Raw genomic sequence first — 14584 nt, 5'->3', positions numbered from 1 at the left:
AGTAGCTGACCGCGAGAGGAATAAGAACGAAGAGGGTCAGCCGCCTAATCATCTGTGCCCCCCGAAGTCTGCGCTTATCATACACCCCGCTTGAACGTCGGCTATGGGTCGAACGCAGTCCTTGTCGTGGTCTGCTTTCAGGCAGGCTTCAGCCCTCGTCGCTGAAGGGCGGCGGCAGTTGGCCGGACTTGAAGATGATTGTCGGCTCTTCGTCGTAGTCGCCCAGTTCTGTGTCGGCCGAGACCGAGAAGGCCACGACGCCCAGCCGCAGCGGGGCCAGTCGCTCGGCTTTGCGGCGCGCTTCCTCTGCGTCCTTGCAGCCGACCTGGGGTTCAGCCCGCAGGGATGAGCCCTTGCCCTGAACATAGGCCTGAAGGATGTAAACGGTTTCGCTTGCCATCCCCGTTCAAGGGGCCTGTTCGGGGCGCAGGTCAACTAAAGACCTTGGCGCTATGGTCCTTAGTCCTGCCGGATCACCGCGCGGATGACGCTGGCCGAGGAGGGGCGACCGGCGATGCCGCGCTTGGGGTCGATCACGACGCGCAGGTCGCCGTTGGAATGAACCGCCGAGGCGCGCGCGCCTTCGACCACGGTGATGCTGCGCAGCCGGTCCAGGAAGGGACGGGCGCCAGCGGGTCCTCGTCAAGGCGCTGGCGGCCATGTCCGCTATCTCGGCCGAGACAGCGTCGGACAGGACGGGGAGGCGGGGGCCTTCTTGGATCGACGCAACGACGCCGTGGACGGGGCTGAGCGGAAGAAGGAGTGGGTCGGGCATCGCCACCATTTCGCTTCATCGTCTAGCCGGAGCATGGCGACCGCTGGGCAAGCGCGCCCGAAAGCTCGTCCGTCAGTACGGCTTGAAACCACGCCACGCTTCAGAAGAATTCTTCAAGCTTTGCCTGGACATGGGCCTGAGCATTATGCGTTCCGTCAAACAGGCCCGCTGAAGCTCAGCGCGGACCCCGAGCTCGCGGCCTCCACGACCGATCCAGATCGACCTAGACGAAGAAGCGCGCCGCCACCGCGCCAAGGGCCGCGCCGATCTCGGCTTTGGAAGCCCTCGTTACCCCGGCCTCCTCAGCGAACCGCGACCAGTCCTCCACCGCGGCCCGGACCTCCTCGATCACCGACACTATCACGGCGTCAGACAGACCATGCCGTCGCCCGAGCGTCTGGACCTGCGAACGGGTCGGATTGCGACCCTCGCCCTCAATGTCCAGATAGTGCTCTCCCCCAGGTCCCGCCGAGTAGGTGAGATCGTAGGCCGGCGCGAGCCGCCACTCCCCGCCGTCATCCATTAGATAGCTGTGCTGCCGTGTATGATCATCGCGATTGCTGGCCAGCACGTTGAAGACCATTCGACGGAAAGCCGCGAGCAGGTCGTCCGCGTGGCGCGTGATGGTCAGCGTCGCCCGAAGGAACAGATCGTAGCTCGACGGTAAGCGCCACGGCGCTTCGATCGCACCGCTCAACGAGACCATATGTAAGCGCCGTCCCGGATTTGGTCGGTCGAACCGTCTCGTCGCAAAATAGCCGGGTCCCGTCTTGGAGGGCAAAAGGCGACAGGGAGCCATCTCCAACCCGGCCGCGATGGCCATAGCCGCATAGGCCGCCTCGATCGGCCCAATGTCGGGCGGGTCATTCGTGGCCGCGAACTTGACGATCCAGGACTCCTGATCGGGAGCCGTCTCACCCTCCGAAACGGAGATGCGGCCCGCCCCATCAAACCCAACGTGAACCTTCGGCCGAGCGCCGCCAGACCCGCCGGCCAGGGTGGCCAGGGTGGCCGCAAGCTCGCCTTCGTGACCGGCAAGGATGGCCACGGATTCAGCGGCCAAAGCATCCAGGTCGAGGCTCTCGACTTCCGGCGGCGGCGCTGTCGCCGGCAAGTAGGTCAAGGCTCCACGTCCCTGGTCGCCCACCAGCGCGAGACGATCCAGCGGACTCAAGGCGTCGATTTGCAGGCCGAGTTTGGCAAGGCGCCGGCGCATGACGAGATAGCCCCACCCCTCAGGCAGGCTGTCGGACAGAAAACCGTGCAGGCCGTCGAATTCCCGCCCACGCGCTGGATGAAGACCGGGCTCGGGCGGGTAGAGCAAGCCAGAGATGGGAAACGCCGTGGCGATCGCCTCGTTGGACCATTCCAGTTGGGCCAGACCGGCGGCCATGGCCAACCGGCCGATGGGCATGGGAGCCGCCGTGTCGTCGAAGGTCAAGCTCGCTGCCAGGGGGGCTCCCGGCGCCAGCTTCATGATTGATGCGACTTGCGCGCCCGCACCCGAGCAGGCGGCGCCGCGCTCACCGCCTGCTGTTTCAGGAGGTCATCAAGGCTTGTGGCGGCGGGTTGTGGAAAGAGCGCTTCGAGACCGCCTTCGCATCGTAAGGCCACGGCGGACTTGATCACATCCTCAAACGAGGCCTTGCCTTCGTTCTCCAGGCGCCGCCAGGTCCGGTAAGCGATACCGGCGCGCTGCGCCGCGACCTGCTGGGTCCAGCCCAAGGCGACGCGACGGGCCTTCAATCGCTCGGCAAGGGCATGCTGAATTTCCAGCGGCGTTTTTAACATAGGCAATATATGGCCAATTAAACGCTAAAATGCAAGTTAATTGTCCACATTTGGACAATTATAGAGTGAGGCGGACGGGCGTCTCACACCATCCATTCCAGAGCCAATCGGTCCGATGTCGCATTCACGTCCGAGGCCTTGAACACCCGTTCACGGATGTGGGCGAACTCACGCTCTTTCAGCGCATGTTCGAAATGCTCCGCGACGACCAGGTGATGGGCTTCTGCCGCAGTCGCACTGATCGGCACGATGCCAACGGAAGGCATCATCAACCCGGAAATAGCAGCCTCGGGTGATGCCGAATTCGCCCGGGCGGGCGCCGAAATGGTCGAGGACGGAGGACCCGCATTTTTCTTAAATTTTCCCGATCGGGAAAGAGGCGGTCTCATGATCGAAGGGCAGGCTGAGGATTTTGCGCGTCGTCTCGGCGTTCTTGCGCGTGCGCATCGTGAGGCGGCGGGCTTGCGGCTGGAGGATCTGCCGGGGGCCGTCGGTGTCGGCGTTCGCTTCATCCACGACCTGGAAAGGGGCAAGCCCAGCTCCCAGCTAGGAAAGTCCCTGGCCGTGGCGGCTTCGCTCGGGCTTGATCCTATCGGTCTCCTCGAACAGGACGAAGCGGCGGACCGACGCGGCAGCGTGATGGAGCGCTGAAGCGATGCTGACCATCTATCACGAGGACCCGGAGGTAGGCCGCATCCTGGGGAAGTCCTTAGTCCTGCGGGATCACCGCGCGGATGACGCGGGCCGAGGAGGGGCGGCCGGCGATGCCGCGCTTGGGGTCGACCACGACGCGCAGATCGCCGCCGGAATAGCTGACCGAGGCGCGCGCGCCTTCGACCACGGTGATGCTGCGCAGCCGGTCCAGGAAGGGGCGGGCGCTGGGCGAGCGCGCGATGCGGACCACGGCGTCGGTGGTGACGATCAGGGCCTCGATGCACAGGGCTTCGGATTGTTCGCCCACGACATTGATGCGGACCAGGCGGCCCATGGCCTCGCTGACCAGGCCGCTGCGCCGGGTCATAAGGTTGAACATCTGCACCGGGCCGAGGCTGGTCGGCTCCAGGCTGACGGCGGGGCCGGTCAGGGAGACGGGCGAGCCGCCGGGATTGCGCGTCGTATAGACGGTGATGCCGCCCGACGGCGTAACACGCAGCACCTGTTCGCCGGCGTCGTTGCGATAGATGGTGTCGCCGCGCGGTGCCGAGGTGGGGCGCAGGGCCCAGGTCTCGGTCGAGCGCTCGAACCGCAGCAGGGTCAGGGAGCCGTCCCGATCCAGCATGAAGGTCTGGCCGGCCTCCGAGGCGTAGCGTCCGGGCGGCGGCATGGTGCGGGTCACCGACTGGTCGCGGATCACCCGGCTCTGTTCCGCCTGGGCGTTGGAGCGCAGTTGCGCCGACGCGGGCGTGGCCGCCAGACAGGTCGTCAGCAGCATCAGGGCAGCCAGGTCCAGGCGCAGACCTCCGACCGTCCGGACGCGGGGCGCCTGGACGGCGAAGCACGGCGGATTCTCCGCCTCGACCTCGACCGTTGCCATCATGGGGCTAGTCGTGGAACGCCGGAACGGCGGATTTTAGGCAAAGCGGATTTACCCAACCAGGTACTGCCCGCCGTTCAGCGACAGGGTGCAGCCTGTGACATATCCGGCACGTTCGCCCGAAAGCCAGGACACCATGTCGGCGATCTCCTCGCCCTTGCCCAGTCGGCCGACCGGGATCTGGGCGATGATGCTGTCCAGCACCTTCTGGTCCATGGCCCCGACCATCTCGGTGTCGATATAGCCGGGGGCGATGCAGTTGACGGTCACGCCCTTGCGCGCGTTTTCCAGGGCCAGGGCCTTGGTGAAGCCGATCATTCCGGCCTTGGCGGCGGAATAGTTGGTCTGGCCGATCTGGCCCTTCTGGCCGTTGATCGAGGAGATGTTGACGATGCGGCCGAAGCCCCGGTCGCGCATCCCGTTGATCACCTGGCGCGTCATGTTGAAGACGCTGTCCATGTTGACGCGGATCACGTCGGACCACTGATCGGCGCTCATCTTGTGGAAGAAGCCGTCGCGGGTGATGCCGGCGTTGTTCACCAGGACGTCGATGGGGCCCAGCTCGGCCTCGACCTCCCGCACCGCCCGCTCGCAGTCCTCGAACGCGCCGACATTGCCCTTGACCACCATGACGCCCAGCTCGCGCGCGGTGGCGGCGGCCGCTTCGTCATTGCCGGAATAACCCGCGGCGACGGACATGCCGTCTTCCCTCAGCCGCTGAACGATCGCCTTGCCGATACCCCGGGTTCCCCCGGTCACCAGAGCCACTCGCGCCATGATCCGCTCCCCATATTGGACGACGCCCCATCAACGTCGTCCTACCCTCTGGAACAAGCCTTAGCTTGGCAAGCGTCGCAGGAGAAGACGCCGTTACGCGGCTTGGTCGATCTGGGCCATGTCGATGACGAAGCGATAACGGACATCGGACTTTTCCATCCGCGCATAGGCCTCGTTGATCTGATGCGGGGCGATGGTCTCGATGTCGCAGACGATGCCGTGCTCGGCGCAGAAGTCCAGCATCTCCTGGGTTTCGCGGATGCCGCCGATCAGGCTGCCCGCCACGCTGCGGCGACGCATTAGCAGGGGCAGGGCGAAGACCGGCAGGCCCTCGGTCGTCAGGCCCAGCATGACCATGGTCCCGTCGCGCGCCAGCAGGTTCAGGTGGCTGGCGATCTCGTGCGTGGCCGACACCGTATTGATGATCAGGTCGAACTTCTCGGCCGCCGCCTTCATCGCGTCCTTGTCGGAGTTGATCAGGAAGTGCTTGGCGCCCATCCGCTCGGCGTCGGCCTTCTTGCGGTCCGAGGTGGACAGGACGCTGACCTCCGCCCCCATGGCCACCGCCAGCTTCACGGCCATGTGACCCAGTCCGCCCAGGCCCACGACCGCCACCTTGGAGCCCGGCCCCACCTTCCAGTGACGCAAGGGACTGTAGGTGGTGATGCCCGCGCACAGCAGGGGGGCGGCGGCGTCCAGCGGCAGGCTGTCGGGGATGGACAGGACATAGGCCTGATCCACCGTGATCCGGTCGGAATAGCCGCCCTGGGTGATGGTCTGGCCGACCTCGGCGCCCTTGGGGTCGGGCGAGCCGTAGGTCTGGGTCATGCCGGGGACGCAATACTGCTCCTCGCCCGCCTGGCAGGAGGCGCAGGTGCGGCAGCTGTCGACCATGCAGCCGACGCCGACCCGGTCGCCTTCCTTGAAGCGCGTGACGTTGGCGCCCACGGCGGTGACGACGCCGGCGATCTCGTGGCCCGGCACGATCGGGTAGCGCGTGCCGCCCAGGTCGTTGTGCACGACGTGCAGGTCCGAATGGCAGACGCCGCAGTATTTGATCGCGATGGCCACGTCGTCCGGCCCCGGATCGCGACGTTCGAAGCTGTAGGGGCTCAGGGGCTGGTCGGCGGCGGTGGCGGCGAAGGCGCGCGTGGCGATCGGCATGGGGGCATCCTCAAGCTGGGCGGGAAGCGCCGCAGATGGGACGCGCTCCGCATCGCCGCAAGAAGACCCGGCGGCTATTTCAGCTTTGCGATCAGCGCCTGGGCGGCCGCCGGGTTCCGCATCTTGGCTCCGGAAATGAAGTAGGCGAAGACGTCGCCGCGCTGGGCCCACTGGCGGGTCTGGGCGGCGACGGCGTCCAGTTCGTCCGAGGTCATGCCCGTCGGCTCGTCCTCGCGGCTGGACATCAGGCGGGCGTAGGTGAAGTCGGCGGTGGCCTGGTCGATCTGCGGCCAGGTCGGCTCCTCGTCGTCGACGGCATAGACAATGGCCGCGCCGTACTGGCGCGCCAGGTCATAGAACTGCTCGCAGGCGAAGGTCGGATTGCGGACCTCCAGCGCGTGCCGCAGCCGCACCCCGTCCTTTTCCTGGGGCAGCAGCTTGAGGAAGCCCTCGAAGTCCTCGGCGTCGAACTTCTTGGTCCCCATGAACTGCCAGTTGATCGGGCCCAGCTTGTCGCCCAGCAGGGTCAGGCCCTGTGACAGGAAGCGATCGAAGCTCTCGCCGCCTTCCGACAGCACCTTGCGATTGGTGCAGTAACGGCTGGCCTTGACCGCAAAGACGAAGTCGTCGGGCGTCTCGTCGCGCCACTTCATCCAGCTGTCGGGCTTGAAGGTGGAATAATAGGTGCCGTTGATTTCGATGGAGGTCAGCGCCCGGCTGGCGAACTCCAGCTCGCGCTTCTGCGTCAGGCCCTCGGGATAGAAGACCCCGCGCCACGGCTCGAAGGTCCAGCCGCCGACGCCGACCCTGATTGCACCTGTCATGATGTCCTCCTGCTGCACGGCCTTGATCGCAGGAAACTCATGGCTTCGCTACGGGAAGCGGAACTTGCTAACGTCGGCTACGGGTGGGAAGCGGACATTTTTCGATTTAGCCTGCTCGGATGATCAAGCTCGCATCCACCACCAACACCAAGAGCTTTGCCAAAACCGTGCTTGAGGTCGGTGATGATGGCGTGGACTGCTTCGCGTTTGAGCGAGCAGACTCTCCCTATCCGGAATGGGATTATTGGGGGCAGGATGTGAACGCTGCGAAGGCCATGTGCTTCGAACTTTGGGGCGTGCCGCCGGGCTCATGGCAACAAAGCCCGAAATGAGATCGAAGGTCCGCAACGGGTCGGAAGCAGATATTGGCTCCAATGCTAAAGCCCGACATCGGCCAGAGAGCGGCGGTACCTCCTGTTCGCTCGAGGTAAGGGACCCCTCGCGGTGGCGGTTTGCGGCGGCGGCGGCTATAGCGTCGCCGTTGCAGGAGTATTGCGCGCGTGCAGGAACTGACGCCTGAAATCATCGCCCTCTTGGGTCTGGCGTCGGTGATCGCCGGGTTTATCGACGCCATCGCGGGGGGCGGGGGGCTGATCTCGCTGCCGGCCCTGCTGTCGGTGGGGCTGAACCCGGTCGCGGCCATCGCCACCAACAAGGTGCAGGGCAGCGTGGGCACGGCCAGCGCCCTGTGGAACTTCTGGCGCAAGGGCCGCGTGGATTTCCGTCTGATCCGCTGGCCTCTGATTCTGGTCGGCGTCGGGGCGGGGCTGGGGGCCTTCGCCGTGACCTTGGTGGACTCGCGCTGGCTGATGATCCTGCTGCCGGTGCTGCTGATCGGCATCGCCCTGTATTTCCTGTTCGGACCCAAGGCCTCGGACGAGGACGCCCATGCCCGGCTGACGCCCCTGGCCTATGCCTTTGTGGCGGGAGGGATCGGCTTCTACGACGGCTTCTTCGGGCCGGGGACGGGGTCGTTCTTCGCGCTCAGCCTGGTCATGCTGCTGGGCATGGGACTGACGCGGGCGACGGCCCACACCAAGGCGCTGAACCTGATGAGCAACGTCGTCGGCATCGTGGTGCTGGCGGTCGGGGGACACGTGGTCTGGACCCTGGCCGGGATCATGGCCGTGGGTCAGTTCGTCGGCGGGCGGATGGGCTCGCACGCCGCCATGCGGTTCGGGCCGCGCCTGATCCGTCCGCTTCTGGTGATCATCTCCCTGGCTATCACAGCGCGCCTCTTGTCCGACCCGGCCAATCCGCTGCGGGTCATGGTGACGGGCTGGCTCAGCTAGAGCGGCTCAGGTCGGCGTGAGCATGGCCAGGGTGGTCAGCAGGTCGCGGGCGGTGACGGGCTTGGCCAGGTGCAGGTCGGCGCCGGCGTCGCTGGCGGCGTCGCGATGCTCGGCCATGGCGTTGGCGCTCAGCATCAGGATCGGTGTGCGCGCCACGCCCGGTCGGGCGGCCTCCAGTGCACGAATGGCCCGTGTGGCGGTCAGCCCGTCCATGCAGGGCATCTGCATATCCATCAGCACCACGTCGAAGGTTCCGGCCTCAAAGGCGGCGACGGCCTGGGCGCCGTCATCGACGGTGACGATCTCCTCGACATGGCCGGCCAGGATCAACTGGACGACGCGCTGGTTGACCGGGTGGTCCTCGGCCAGCAGCACGCGCAGCAGGCGCGACGGCTGCGGCCCGGCGGCGAGGGCGGCCACGTCGCGGGCGTCATAGTCCCGCAGGCTCTGGGCGCGGGGCAGGGGCAGTTCGACGCGGAAACGGCTGCCCACGCCCGGCGTCGAGGCTCCGGTGATGCGTCCGCCCATCATCTCGGTCAGCGAGCGGCAGATCGACAGGCCCAGACCCGTGCCGCCGAAGCGCCGGGTGATCGAGGCGTCGGCCTGGCTGAAGCGCTGGAACAGCTGGGCGTCATGCTCGGCGTCGAAACCGACGCCGGTGTCCTCGACTTCGAAGCTCAGCAGGGTCGGGGCCCCGTCGTCCTCGGTCAGGGCGAAGCGGACGATGACCGATCCCTCGGCGGTGAACTTGACGGCGTTCGACAGCAGGTTGCCCAGGATCTGGCTGATGCGGACGCTGTCGCCGATGAAGACGCCGCGCGCATTGGGCGCCCGCTCGACATGGAAGCCCAACCCCTTGTCCTCGGCCCGCAGGCGCTGGGTGTCCAGCGGGGCGGTCAGGGCCTCGTCCAGATCAAAGGGCCGCAGCTCCAGCTCCAGCTTGCCCGCCTCGATGCGCGACACGTCCAGCATGTCCGAGACCAGCCGTTCCAGCGTGACGCCCGAGGTGGCGATCAGCCCCACCATCTCCGCCTGCTCGGGGGCCAGAGGCGTGCGGGCCAGGGCGTCGATGATGCCGATGACGCCATTCAGCGGGGTGCGGATTTCGTGGCTCATGTTGGCGAGGAAGTCGGACTTGGCGCGGTTGGCGGTTTCGGCGGCGGCCTTGGCCTCGATCAGGGCCTGTTCGGCGGCGATCTTGGCGGTGACGTCGCGGGCCACGGCGTAGATGCGGTCGCCGAACTTCTGAGCCCGCCATTCCAGGGTGACATAGTGGCCGTCGCGGTGACGGTAGCGGTTGACGTGACCCCGGACCGGGGCGTCGGGACGGCGGTTTTCGACCTCGGCCGCGCTGTCCAGGGTGGCGGGCAGGTCGTCGGGATGGACCAGACTGAGGATGGCCCGCCCGACCAGCTCATCCGGCTTGTAGCCCAGGGTCGAGGCCCAGGAGGCGCTGACCCGCACGATGACGCCTTCCAGATCGCGGATGACCAGCAGGTCCAGCGAGACGTCGAAGAAGGTCGCCAGATCGGCCGCCGGGTCGCGCTGCGGCTGCGGCTGTCCTGTCGAGGATGCGGCGGCGAACGCGACGGTGGTCATGGGGAATCCTTGAGAACGGGACGCCATGCTTAACCCCAGACGGTTAAGGCCGCCTTTGCGTCCGCCTCTTGCCGAGGCGAGCCGTGAAAACCCTAGTAGGCGAAGTCGCGATAGATTCGGCTGACGTCGCCCTGCCAGTCGCCGTGATACAGCTCCAGCAGGCGGTCGGCGGGGGTCACGCCGCTGTCGGCGATGTCTTCCAGCTCCGACAGATAGCCGCGCTCGTCGACCATGCCCCCGCTGAACCGGGCGCGGTTCTTCAGGCCCTGCTTGGCGATGCTCACCAGGTCGACGGCGATATCGCGGACGCTGCGGCCCGCCACCTCGGCCTTGAGGCCCAGGCGGGTCACGTCGCGGCGCAGGCGCTCGTGGTCGGCGATGTCCCAGTCCTTGCACAGGTCCCAGGCCGCCGCCAGCGACGGCGCGTCGTACAAAACGCCGGCCCACAGGGCGGGCAGGGCGCAGATGCGGCTCCACGGCCCGCCGTCGGCGCCGCGCATCTCCAGATACTGTTTCAGGCGCACTTCAGGGAAGAGGGTGGTCAGGTGGTCGGCCCAGTCCTTGGCGGTGGCGCGCTCGCCGGGCAGGGCGTCCAGACCCTCGGTCATGAACTTGCGGAACGACTGGCCCGACAGGTCGACATAGGTCTCGCCGCGCTTGGCGAAATACATGGGGGTGTCCAGGGCGTAGTCGGCGTAGCGCTCGTAGCCGAAGCCGTCGGCGAAGACGAAGTCCAGCATGCCGGTGCGGTCGGGATCGGTGTCGGTCCAGACATTGGCGCGCGCCGACAGGAAGCCGTTGGGCTTGCCCTCGGTGAAGGGCGAACAGGCGAACAGGGCCGTGGCGATGGGCTGAAGCGCCAGCGAGGTGCGGAACTTCATGATCATGTCGGCTTCGGAATCGAAGTCGAGGTTGGCCTGGATGGTGCAGGTGCGCAGCATCATGTCGAGGCCCAGCGACCCCTTCTTGGGCATGTAGGCGCGCATGATGCCGTAACGGCCCTTGGGCATGACCGGCACGTCCTCGCGCCGCCACAGGGGGTCGAAGCCAGCGCCGAGGAAGCCGAGGTTCAACTGATCCGCGACCTGCTTGACCTCCATCAGGTGTTGGCCGGTCTCGTTGCAGATGTCGTGGATGTCCTTCAGCGGCGCGCCCGACAGTTCGAACTGGCCGCCCGGCTCCAGGCTGATCGAGGCGGTGAAGCCCTCGGCGTTCTTACGCTCCAGGGCGATGACATAGCCGGCTTCTTCCACTGGCGACCAGCCGAAGCGCTGAAGGCCCGTCAGCATGGCCAGGATGCCGTTGTCGCCCTCATAGGCGGGGCGGCGCAGGGTGGACTTGTCGAAGCCGAACTTCTCGTGCTCGGCCCCGATGCGCCACTGGTCCTTGGGCTTCTCGCCCTTCGACATGGCGTGGATCAGGTCGTCTCTGGAAAGCGGCGCCGTGTCGGTCATCTGTAACCCCTGCTGTCGCGGCTAGATGGGCGAGGATACGGCCCCGCTCAAGAGGGGAGGCGATAAACTTCTATCGCTCCCAGTCGCCGATCGCCGCCTGCCACAGGGTCAGGGCGGCGATGGCGGCGGTGTCGGCGCGCAGGATGCGCGGGCCCAGAGAGACGGCGGTGGTGAAGGGGAGGGCCCGCAGCCGCTCGCCTTCCTCGGGCGAGAAGCCGCCCTCGGGGCCGATCAGGATGGCCCACTTGCCTTCGCCCGCAGCGGTCAGGGCCGACACGGCGGGCGCGCCGCCGGTCTCGTCGCAGAACATCAGGCGGCGCGAGGCGTCCCAGCCGTCCAGCAGGGCGTCCAGCTTCACGGGATCATCGACCAGGGGCACGTCCAGGCGCCCGGTCTGCTCGGCCGCCTCCTCGGCGATGGCGTCCAGCCGGTCCAGCCGCAGCCGGTCGGCGTTGGTGCGGTGGGTCAGGGCCAGACGCACGCGGCTGGCTCCAAGCTCCGTCGCCTTTTCGACGATGGTCTCGATCCGGGCCTTCTTCACCACGGCGACTATCAGCTCCAGATCGGGGCCGTGGGTCTGTGCGCGGACCTGCTCCTCGGCGCGCAGGATGACGCCCTTCTTCAGCACCTCGGCGACGCTGGCGCGCCATTCGCCATGACGGCCGTTGAAGACCAGCAGGTCGTCACCCGCCTTCAGCCGCATCACCTGAGTCAGGTAGCGCGACTGGTCGAGGGTCGGAGCGACAGCGAGGTCGGGCGCGAGGTCGGAGGTGACGTGAAGGCGTATCATTTTTTCCGCTCATCCCCGCGGAAGCGGGGACCCAGTGAGAGCCTCAGAACAGGTCGTTGAACAGATCGCGCCAGCCCGGATTGGCTCGCTCGATCAGTTCCAGTTTCCAGACGCGATTCCATTTCTTGATCTGGCGTTCGCGAATGAAGGCGTCGTGCCGGGTCGGGTGAAGCTCGTACCAGACCAGAACAGCGCACCCATACTTGGCCGAAAACCCTCTGAACACCTTTTCGCGGTGCTGAGAGGTGCGTTCGACGATGTCGTCGGTCGAGCCGGTGTAGAGGGCGCCGTTCCGCCCGCTGGCGACAATGTAGGTGAAGAAGGCCACGGTTTGCCCCGCAAAAGGACTGGGTCCCCGCTTCCGCGGGGATGAGCGGGAAATATAACGCAGCTATTTTCTATGTCAGCCGGTCGCGCTGGGCCGGCCAGACGGGGGGCAGGTCGGTCCAGCCCTGGGCGTGGCGCAGTTCGCGTTCCAGCATCCGGCTCATGGCGTCCAGCGGCAGGTCGTTGGGATCGTCGCCGAAGGGGTCTTCCAGTTCGTCGCCGAGCGCGTCCAGACCGAAGAAGGTGTAGGCGACCAGCAGCGACACCGCCATCGTCCACCACCCCAGGGCCGGCGCCAGGGCGAAGGGCAGCATCAGGCAGAAGGCGTGGGCTGTCCGGTGCAGCAGCAGGGCGTAGGCGAAGGGCAGGGGCGTGGTCTTGATCCGCTCGCAGCCGGCCAGGACATGGCTCATCTCGGTCAACCGCAGTTCCAGCACCGAATAGCGGATCGGGTCGATCAGTCCGTCGCGCAGCAGTTCGGCGCACTGGCGGCCCACGCCGGTCAGAGCGGCGTCGACAGCGTGGGGCGCGGGCTCGACCGGCGTCCAGCGCGCGATCTCCCCCGCCTCGTCGCGACCGCGCAGCCGGGCGGCCAGGCCGAAGACGAAGCCGCCGACCCCGTCCAGCATGGGCGAGCGACGGTCCTCGGGCAGCAGGGCCGTCTGGCGCATGAAAGAGCGGACGGCGATGATCAGCTCGCCCCACAGCTTTCGCGCCTCCCACCAGCGGTCATAGCAGGCGTTGTTGCGGAAGCTCATGAAGATCGACAGCGCCAGCCCGATCAGGGCGAAGGGCGCCGCCGCCAGATGCACCGGCAGGTCAGGGCGCGTCCGATGCAGCAACACCGCCGCCACGGTGATCACGACCGTCAGGGCCAGACGCCCCACTACGCGAGGGAGGATGGATCCGTTGACGGCGAACAGGATTTGCAGCGGGCCGGGGCGGGAGCGGACGATCATGGCCCTCCCTTACCGCCCCGGCGGCTCGCTTTACAGGGTGCGCGCGATCAGCAGCTTCATGATCTCGTTGGTGCCGCCGTAGATGCGCTGGACGCGGGCGTCCTTGTAGAGCTGGGCGATCGGGTACTCGTTCATGTAGCCGTAGCCGCCGAACAGCTGCAGCATTTCGTCGATGGTTTCGCCCTGGATGTCGGTGACCCAGTATTTGGCCATGGAGGCCGTGGCGGCGTCCAGCTGGCCCTTGAGGTGCAGGCCGATGCAGTGGTCGACGAAGACCTTGGCCACCGTCAGCTTGGTCTTGACCTCGGCCAGCTTGAACTGGGTGTTCTGGAAGTCGATCACCCGCTTGCCGAAGGCCTTGCGCTGCTTGACGTAATCCAGCGTCGCCTCAAGGCCGCGCTCGGCGGCGGCCACGCCCTGAACGGCGATGTTCAGGCGTTCCTGCGGCAGTTGCTGCATCAACTGGACGAAGCCCTGGCCCTCGCCGCCGCCGATGATGTTCTCCAGCGGGATCTTCACATCGTTGAAGAAGAGCTCGGAGGTGTCGTTGGCCTCCATGCCGATCTTGTGCAGGTTGCGGCCGCGCTCGAAACCTTCTGCGCCATCGGTCTCGAGCACGATCAGCGACGTACCCTTGGCGCCCTCGGCCGGGTCGGTCTTGGCGACGACGATGATGAAGTTGGCCAGCTGGCCGTTGGTGATGAAGGTCTTGGAGCCGTTCAGAACGTAGTGGTCGCCGGATTTGACGGCGGTGGTCTTGACGCCTTGCAGGTCGGAGCCGGCGCCCGGCTCGGTCATGGCGATGGCGCCGACCAGTTCGCCCGAGGCCAGGCGCGGCAGCCAGCGCGCCTTCTGCTCAGGCGTCCCGTAGTGCCAGATGTAGGGCATGACGATGGCGTTGTGCAGCGAGATGCCGAAGTGGTCCGCGCCCTTCCAGCCCAGCTGGCGCATCAGCACCACCTCATGGCGATAGTCGCCGCCGAAGCCGCCGTCTTCTTCCGGCAGCGACAGACCCAGCAGGCCGGCGTCGCCGGCGTCGTTCCACAGCTGGCGCGGCACGGAGGAGGCGGCGATCCACTGCTGGAACTTTTCAGGCGGGGCGTGCTCGTCGATCCACTTGCCCACGCTGTCGGAGAAGAGGACGATCTCCTCGTCCTGCATGAAGTCGGGTTCGGGCGTGTTGAGCACGTTCATGAGCGGTTCTTCCCTGTCATCCCGGCCGTAGCGCAGCGGAGAGCCGGGACCGCCGCAGAACTCGACCGTTGTTGTTTTGAGCGGCCCCGGATCACGGCTTCCGC

The 14584-nt window shown here is 66.6% G+C and carries 18 protein-coding genes; 3 read left to right on the top strand and 15 right to left on the bottom strand.

Annotation, left to right across the window (positions count from 1 at the left end; translation table 11 throughout):
• Nucleotides 1–148 precede the first annotated feature (148 nt).
• From HNP51_RS10300 to HNP51_RS10280, 5 genes are all read right to left on the bottom strand, one after another.
• Nucleotides 149–400: a hypothetical protein gene (locus HNP51_RS10300; RefSeq protein WP_184269775.1), complete on the bottom strand. Its 252-nt coding sequence runs from the start codon at nt 398–400 to the stop codon at nt 149–151.
• 59 nt (nt 401–459) lie between these two features.
• Nucleotides 460–615, bottom strand: a complete 156-nt coding sequence (locus HNP51_RS10295; RefSeq protein WP_260398464.1) for a DUF4908 domain-containing protein — start codon at nt 613–615, stop codon at nt 460–462.
• A gap of 383 nt (nt 616–998) precedes the next feature.
• On the bottom strand, nt 999–2216 hold the full coding sequence (locus HNP51_RS10290) for a type II toxin-antitoxin system HipA family toxin (protein WP_260398428.1): 1218 nt from the start codon (nt 2214–2216) through the stop codon (nt 999–1001).
• A 32-nt stretch (nt 2217–2248) separates the two neighbouring features.
• Nucleotides 2249–2566 carry a helix-turn-helix domain-containing protein gene (locus HNP51_RS10285; protein WP_184269779.1) on the bottom strand — a complete coding sequence of 106 codons (318 nt, stop codon included), beginning with the start codon at nt 2564–2566 and terminating at the stop codon, nt 2249–2251.
• 83 nt (nt 2567–2649) lie between these two features.
• Nucleotides 2650–2835 carry a hypothetical protein gene (locus HNP51_RS10280; RefSeq protein ID WP_221415847.1) on the bottom strand — a complete coding sequence of 62 codons (186 nt, stop codon included), beginning with the start codon at nt 2833–2835 and terminating at the stop codon, nt 2650–2652.
• On the opposite strand from HNP51_RS10280, the gene HNP51_RS10275 reads away from it, so the two are divergent.
• Complete coding sequence (locus HNP51_RS10275; RefSeq protein WP_260398429.1) at nt 2816–3217, top strand: helix-turn-helix domain-containing protein; 402 nt, start codon at nt 2816–2818, stop codon at nt 3215–3217. The genes HNP51_RS10280 and HNP51_RS10275 overlap by 20 nt on opposite strands.
• Before the next feature lie 58 nt (nt 3218–3275).
• On the opposite strand, the gene HNP51_RS10270 is transcribed toward HNP51_RS10275, so the two are convergent.
• From HNP51_RS10270 to HNP51_RS10255, 4 genes are all read right to left on the bottom strand, one after another.
• A complete protein-coding gene (locus tag HNP51_RS10270) occupies nt 3276–4103 on the bottom strand; it encodes a DUF4908 domain-containing protein (RefSeq protein WP_184269782.1) in 828 nt (275 codons plus the stop codon).
• Nucleotides 4104–4151: 48 nt separating this feature from the next.
• Nucleotides 4152–4877, bottom strand: a complete 726-nt coding sequence (phbB, locus tag HNP51_RS10265; RefSeq protein ID WP_184269784.1) for an acetoacetyl-CoA reductase — start codon at nt 4875–4877, stop codon at nt 4152–4154.
• A 93-nt stretch (nt 4878–4970) separates the two neighbouring features.
• Complete coding sequence (locus tag HNP51_RS10260) at nt 4971–6041, bottom strand: NAD(P)-dependent alcohol dehydrogenase (RefSeq protein ID WP_221415848.1); 1071 nt, start codon at nt 6039–6041, stop codon at nt 4971–4973.
• Between the two features lie 74 nt (nt 6042–6115).
• Entirely contained in the window at nt 6116–6865 is a 750-nt protein-coding gene (locus tag HNP51_RS10255; protein ID WP_184269786.1) for a DUF72 domain-containing protein, read from the bottom strand.
• A gap of 119 nt (nt 6866–6984) precedes the next feature.
• Between HNP51_RS10255 and HNP51_RS10250 the strand changes: the two genes are divergently transcribed.
• Nucleotides 6985–7197, top strand: coding sequence for a hypothetical protein (locus tag HNP51_RS10250; RefSeq protein ID WP_184269788.1), 213 nt, complete (start codon nt 6985–6987; stop codon nt 7195–7197).
• A gap of 168 nt (nt 7198–7365) precedes the next feature.
• The gene (locus HNP51_RS10245; RefSeq protein WP_184269790.1) at nt 7366–8157 is read left to right on the top strand and encodes a TSUP family transporter; all 792 of its coding nucleotides are present in this window, start codon (nt 7366–7368) and stop codon (nt 8155–8157) included.
• Nucleotides 8158–8163: 6 nt separating this feature from the next.
• On the opposite strand, the gene HNP51_RS10240 is transcribed toward HNP51_RS10245, so the two are convergent.
• From HNP51_RS10240 to HNP51_RS10215, 6 genes are all read right to left on the bottom strand, one after another.
• Nucleotides 8164–9756 carry an ATP-binding protein gene (locus tag HNP51_RS10240; protein ID WP_184269792.1) on the bottom strand — a complete coding sequence of 531 codons (1593 nt, stop codon included), beginning with the start codon at nt 9754–9756 and terminating at the stop codon, nt 8164–8166.
• Nucleotides 9757–9848: 92 nt separating this feature from the next.
• Nucleotides 9849–11210, bottom strand: a complete 1362-nt coding sequence (locus HNP51_RS10235; RefSeq protein WP_184269794.1) for a glutamate--cysteine ligase — start codon at nt 11208–11210, stop codon at nt 9849–9851.
• Between the two features lie 70 nt (nt 11211–11280).
• Nucleotides 11281–12000 (bottom strand): 16S rRNA (uracil(1498)-N(3))-methyltransferase, encoded by a 720-nt coding sequence (locus HNP51_RS10230; RefSeq protein WP_184269796.1) that lies wholly within the window; start codon nt 11998–12000, stop codon nt 11281–11283.
• A gap of 43 nt (nt 12001–12043) precedes the next feature.
• Nucleotides 12044–12328 carry a GIY-YIG nuclease family protein gene (locus HNP51_RS10225; RefSeq protein WP_184269798.1) on the bottom strand — a complete coding sequence of 95 codons (285 nt, stop codon included), beginning with the start codon at nt 12326–12328 and terminating at the stop codon, nt 12044–12046.
• 70 nt (nt 12329–12398) lie between these two features.
• Nucleotides 12399–13286 carry a bestrophin family protein gene (locus tag HNP51_RS10220; RefSeq protein WP_184269800.1) on the bottom strand — a complete coding sequence of 296 codons (888 nt, stop codon included), beginning with the start codon at nt 13284–13286 and terminating at the stop codon, nt 12399–12401.
• 30 nt (nt 13287–13316) lie between these two features.
• The gene (locus HNP51_RS10215; RefSeq protein WP_184269802.1) at nt 13317–14480 is read right to left on the bottom strand and encodes an acyl-CoA dehydrogenase family protein; all 1164 of its coding nucleotides are present in this window, start codon (nt 14478–14480) and stop codon (nt 13317–13319) included.
• Nucleotides 14481–14584 lie beyond the last annotated feature (104 nt).

This window comes from Brevundimonas bullata (assembly GCF_014207965.1).
GTDB lineage: Bacteria > Pseudomonadota > Alphaproteobacteria > Caulobacterales > Caulobacteraceae > Brevundimonas > Brevundimonas bullata_A.
This window is presented reverse-complemented; position numbering and strand designations above follow the sequence as displayed.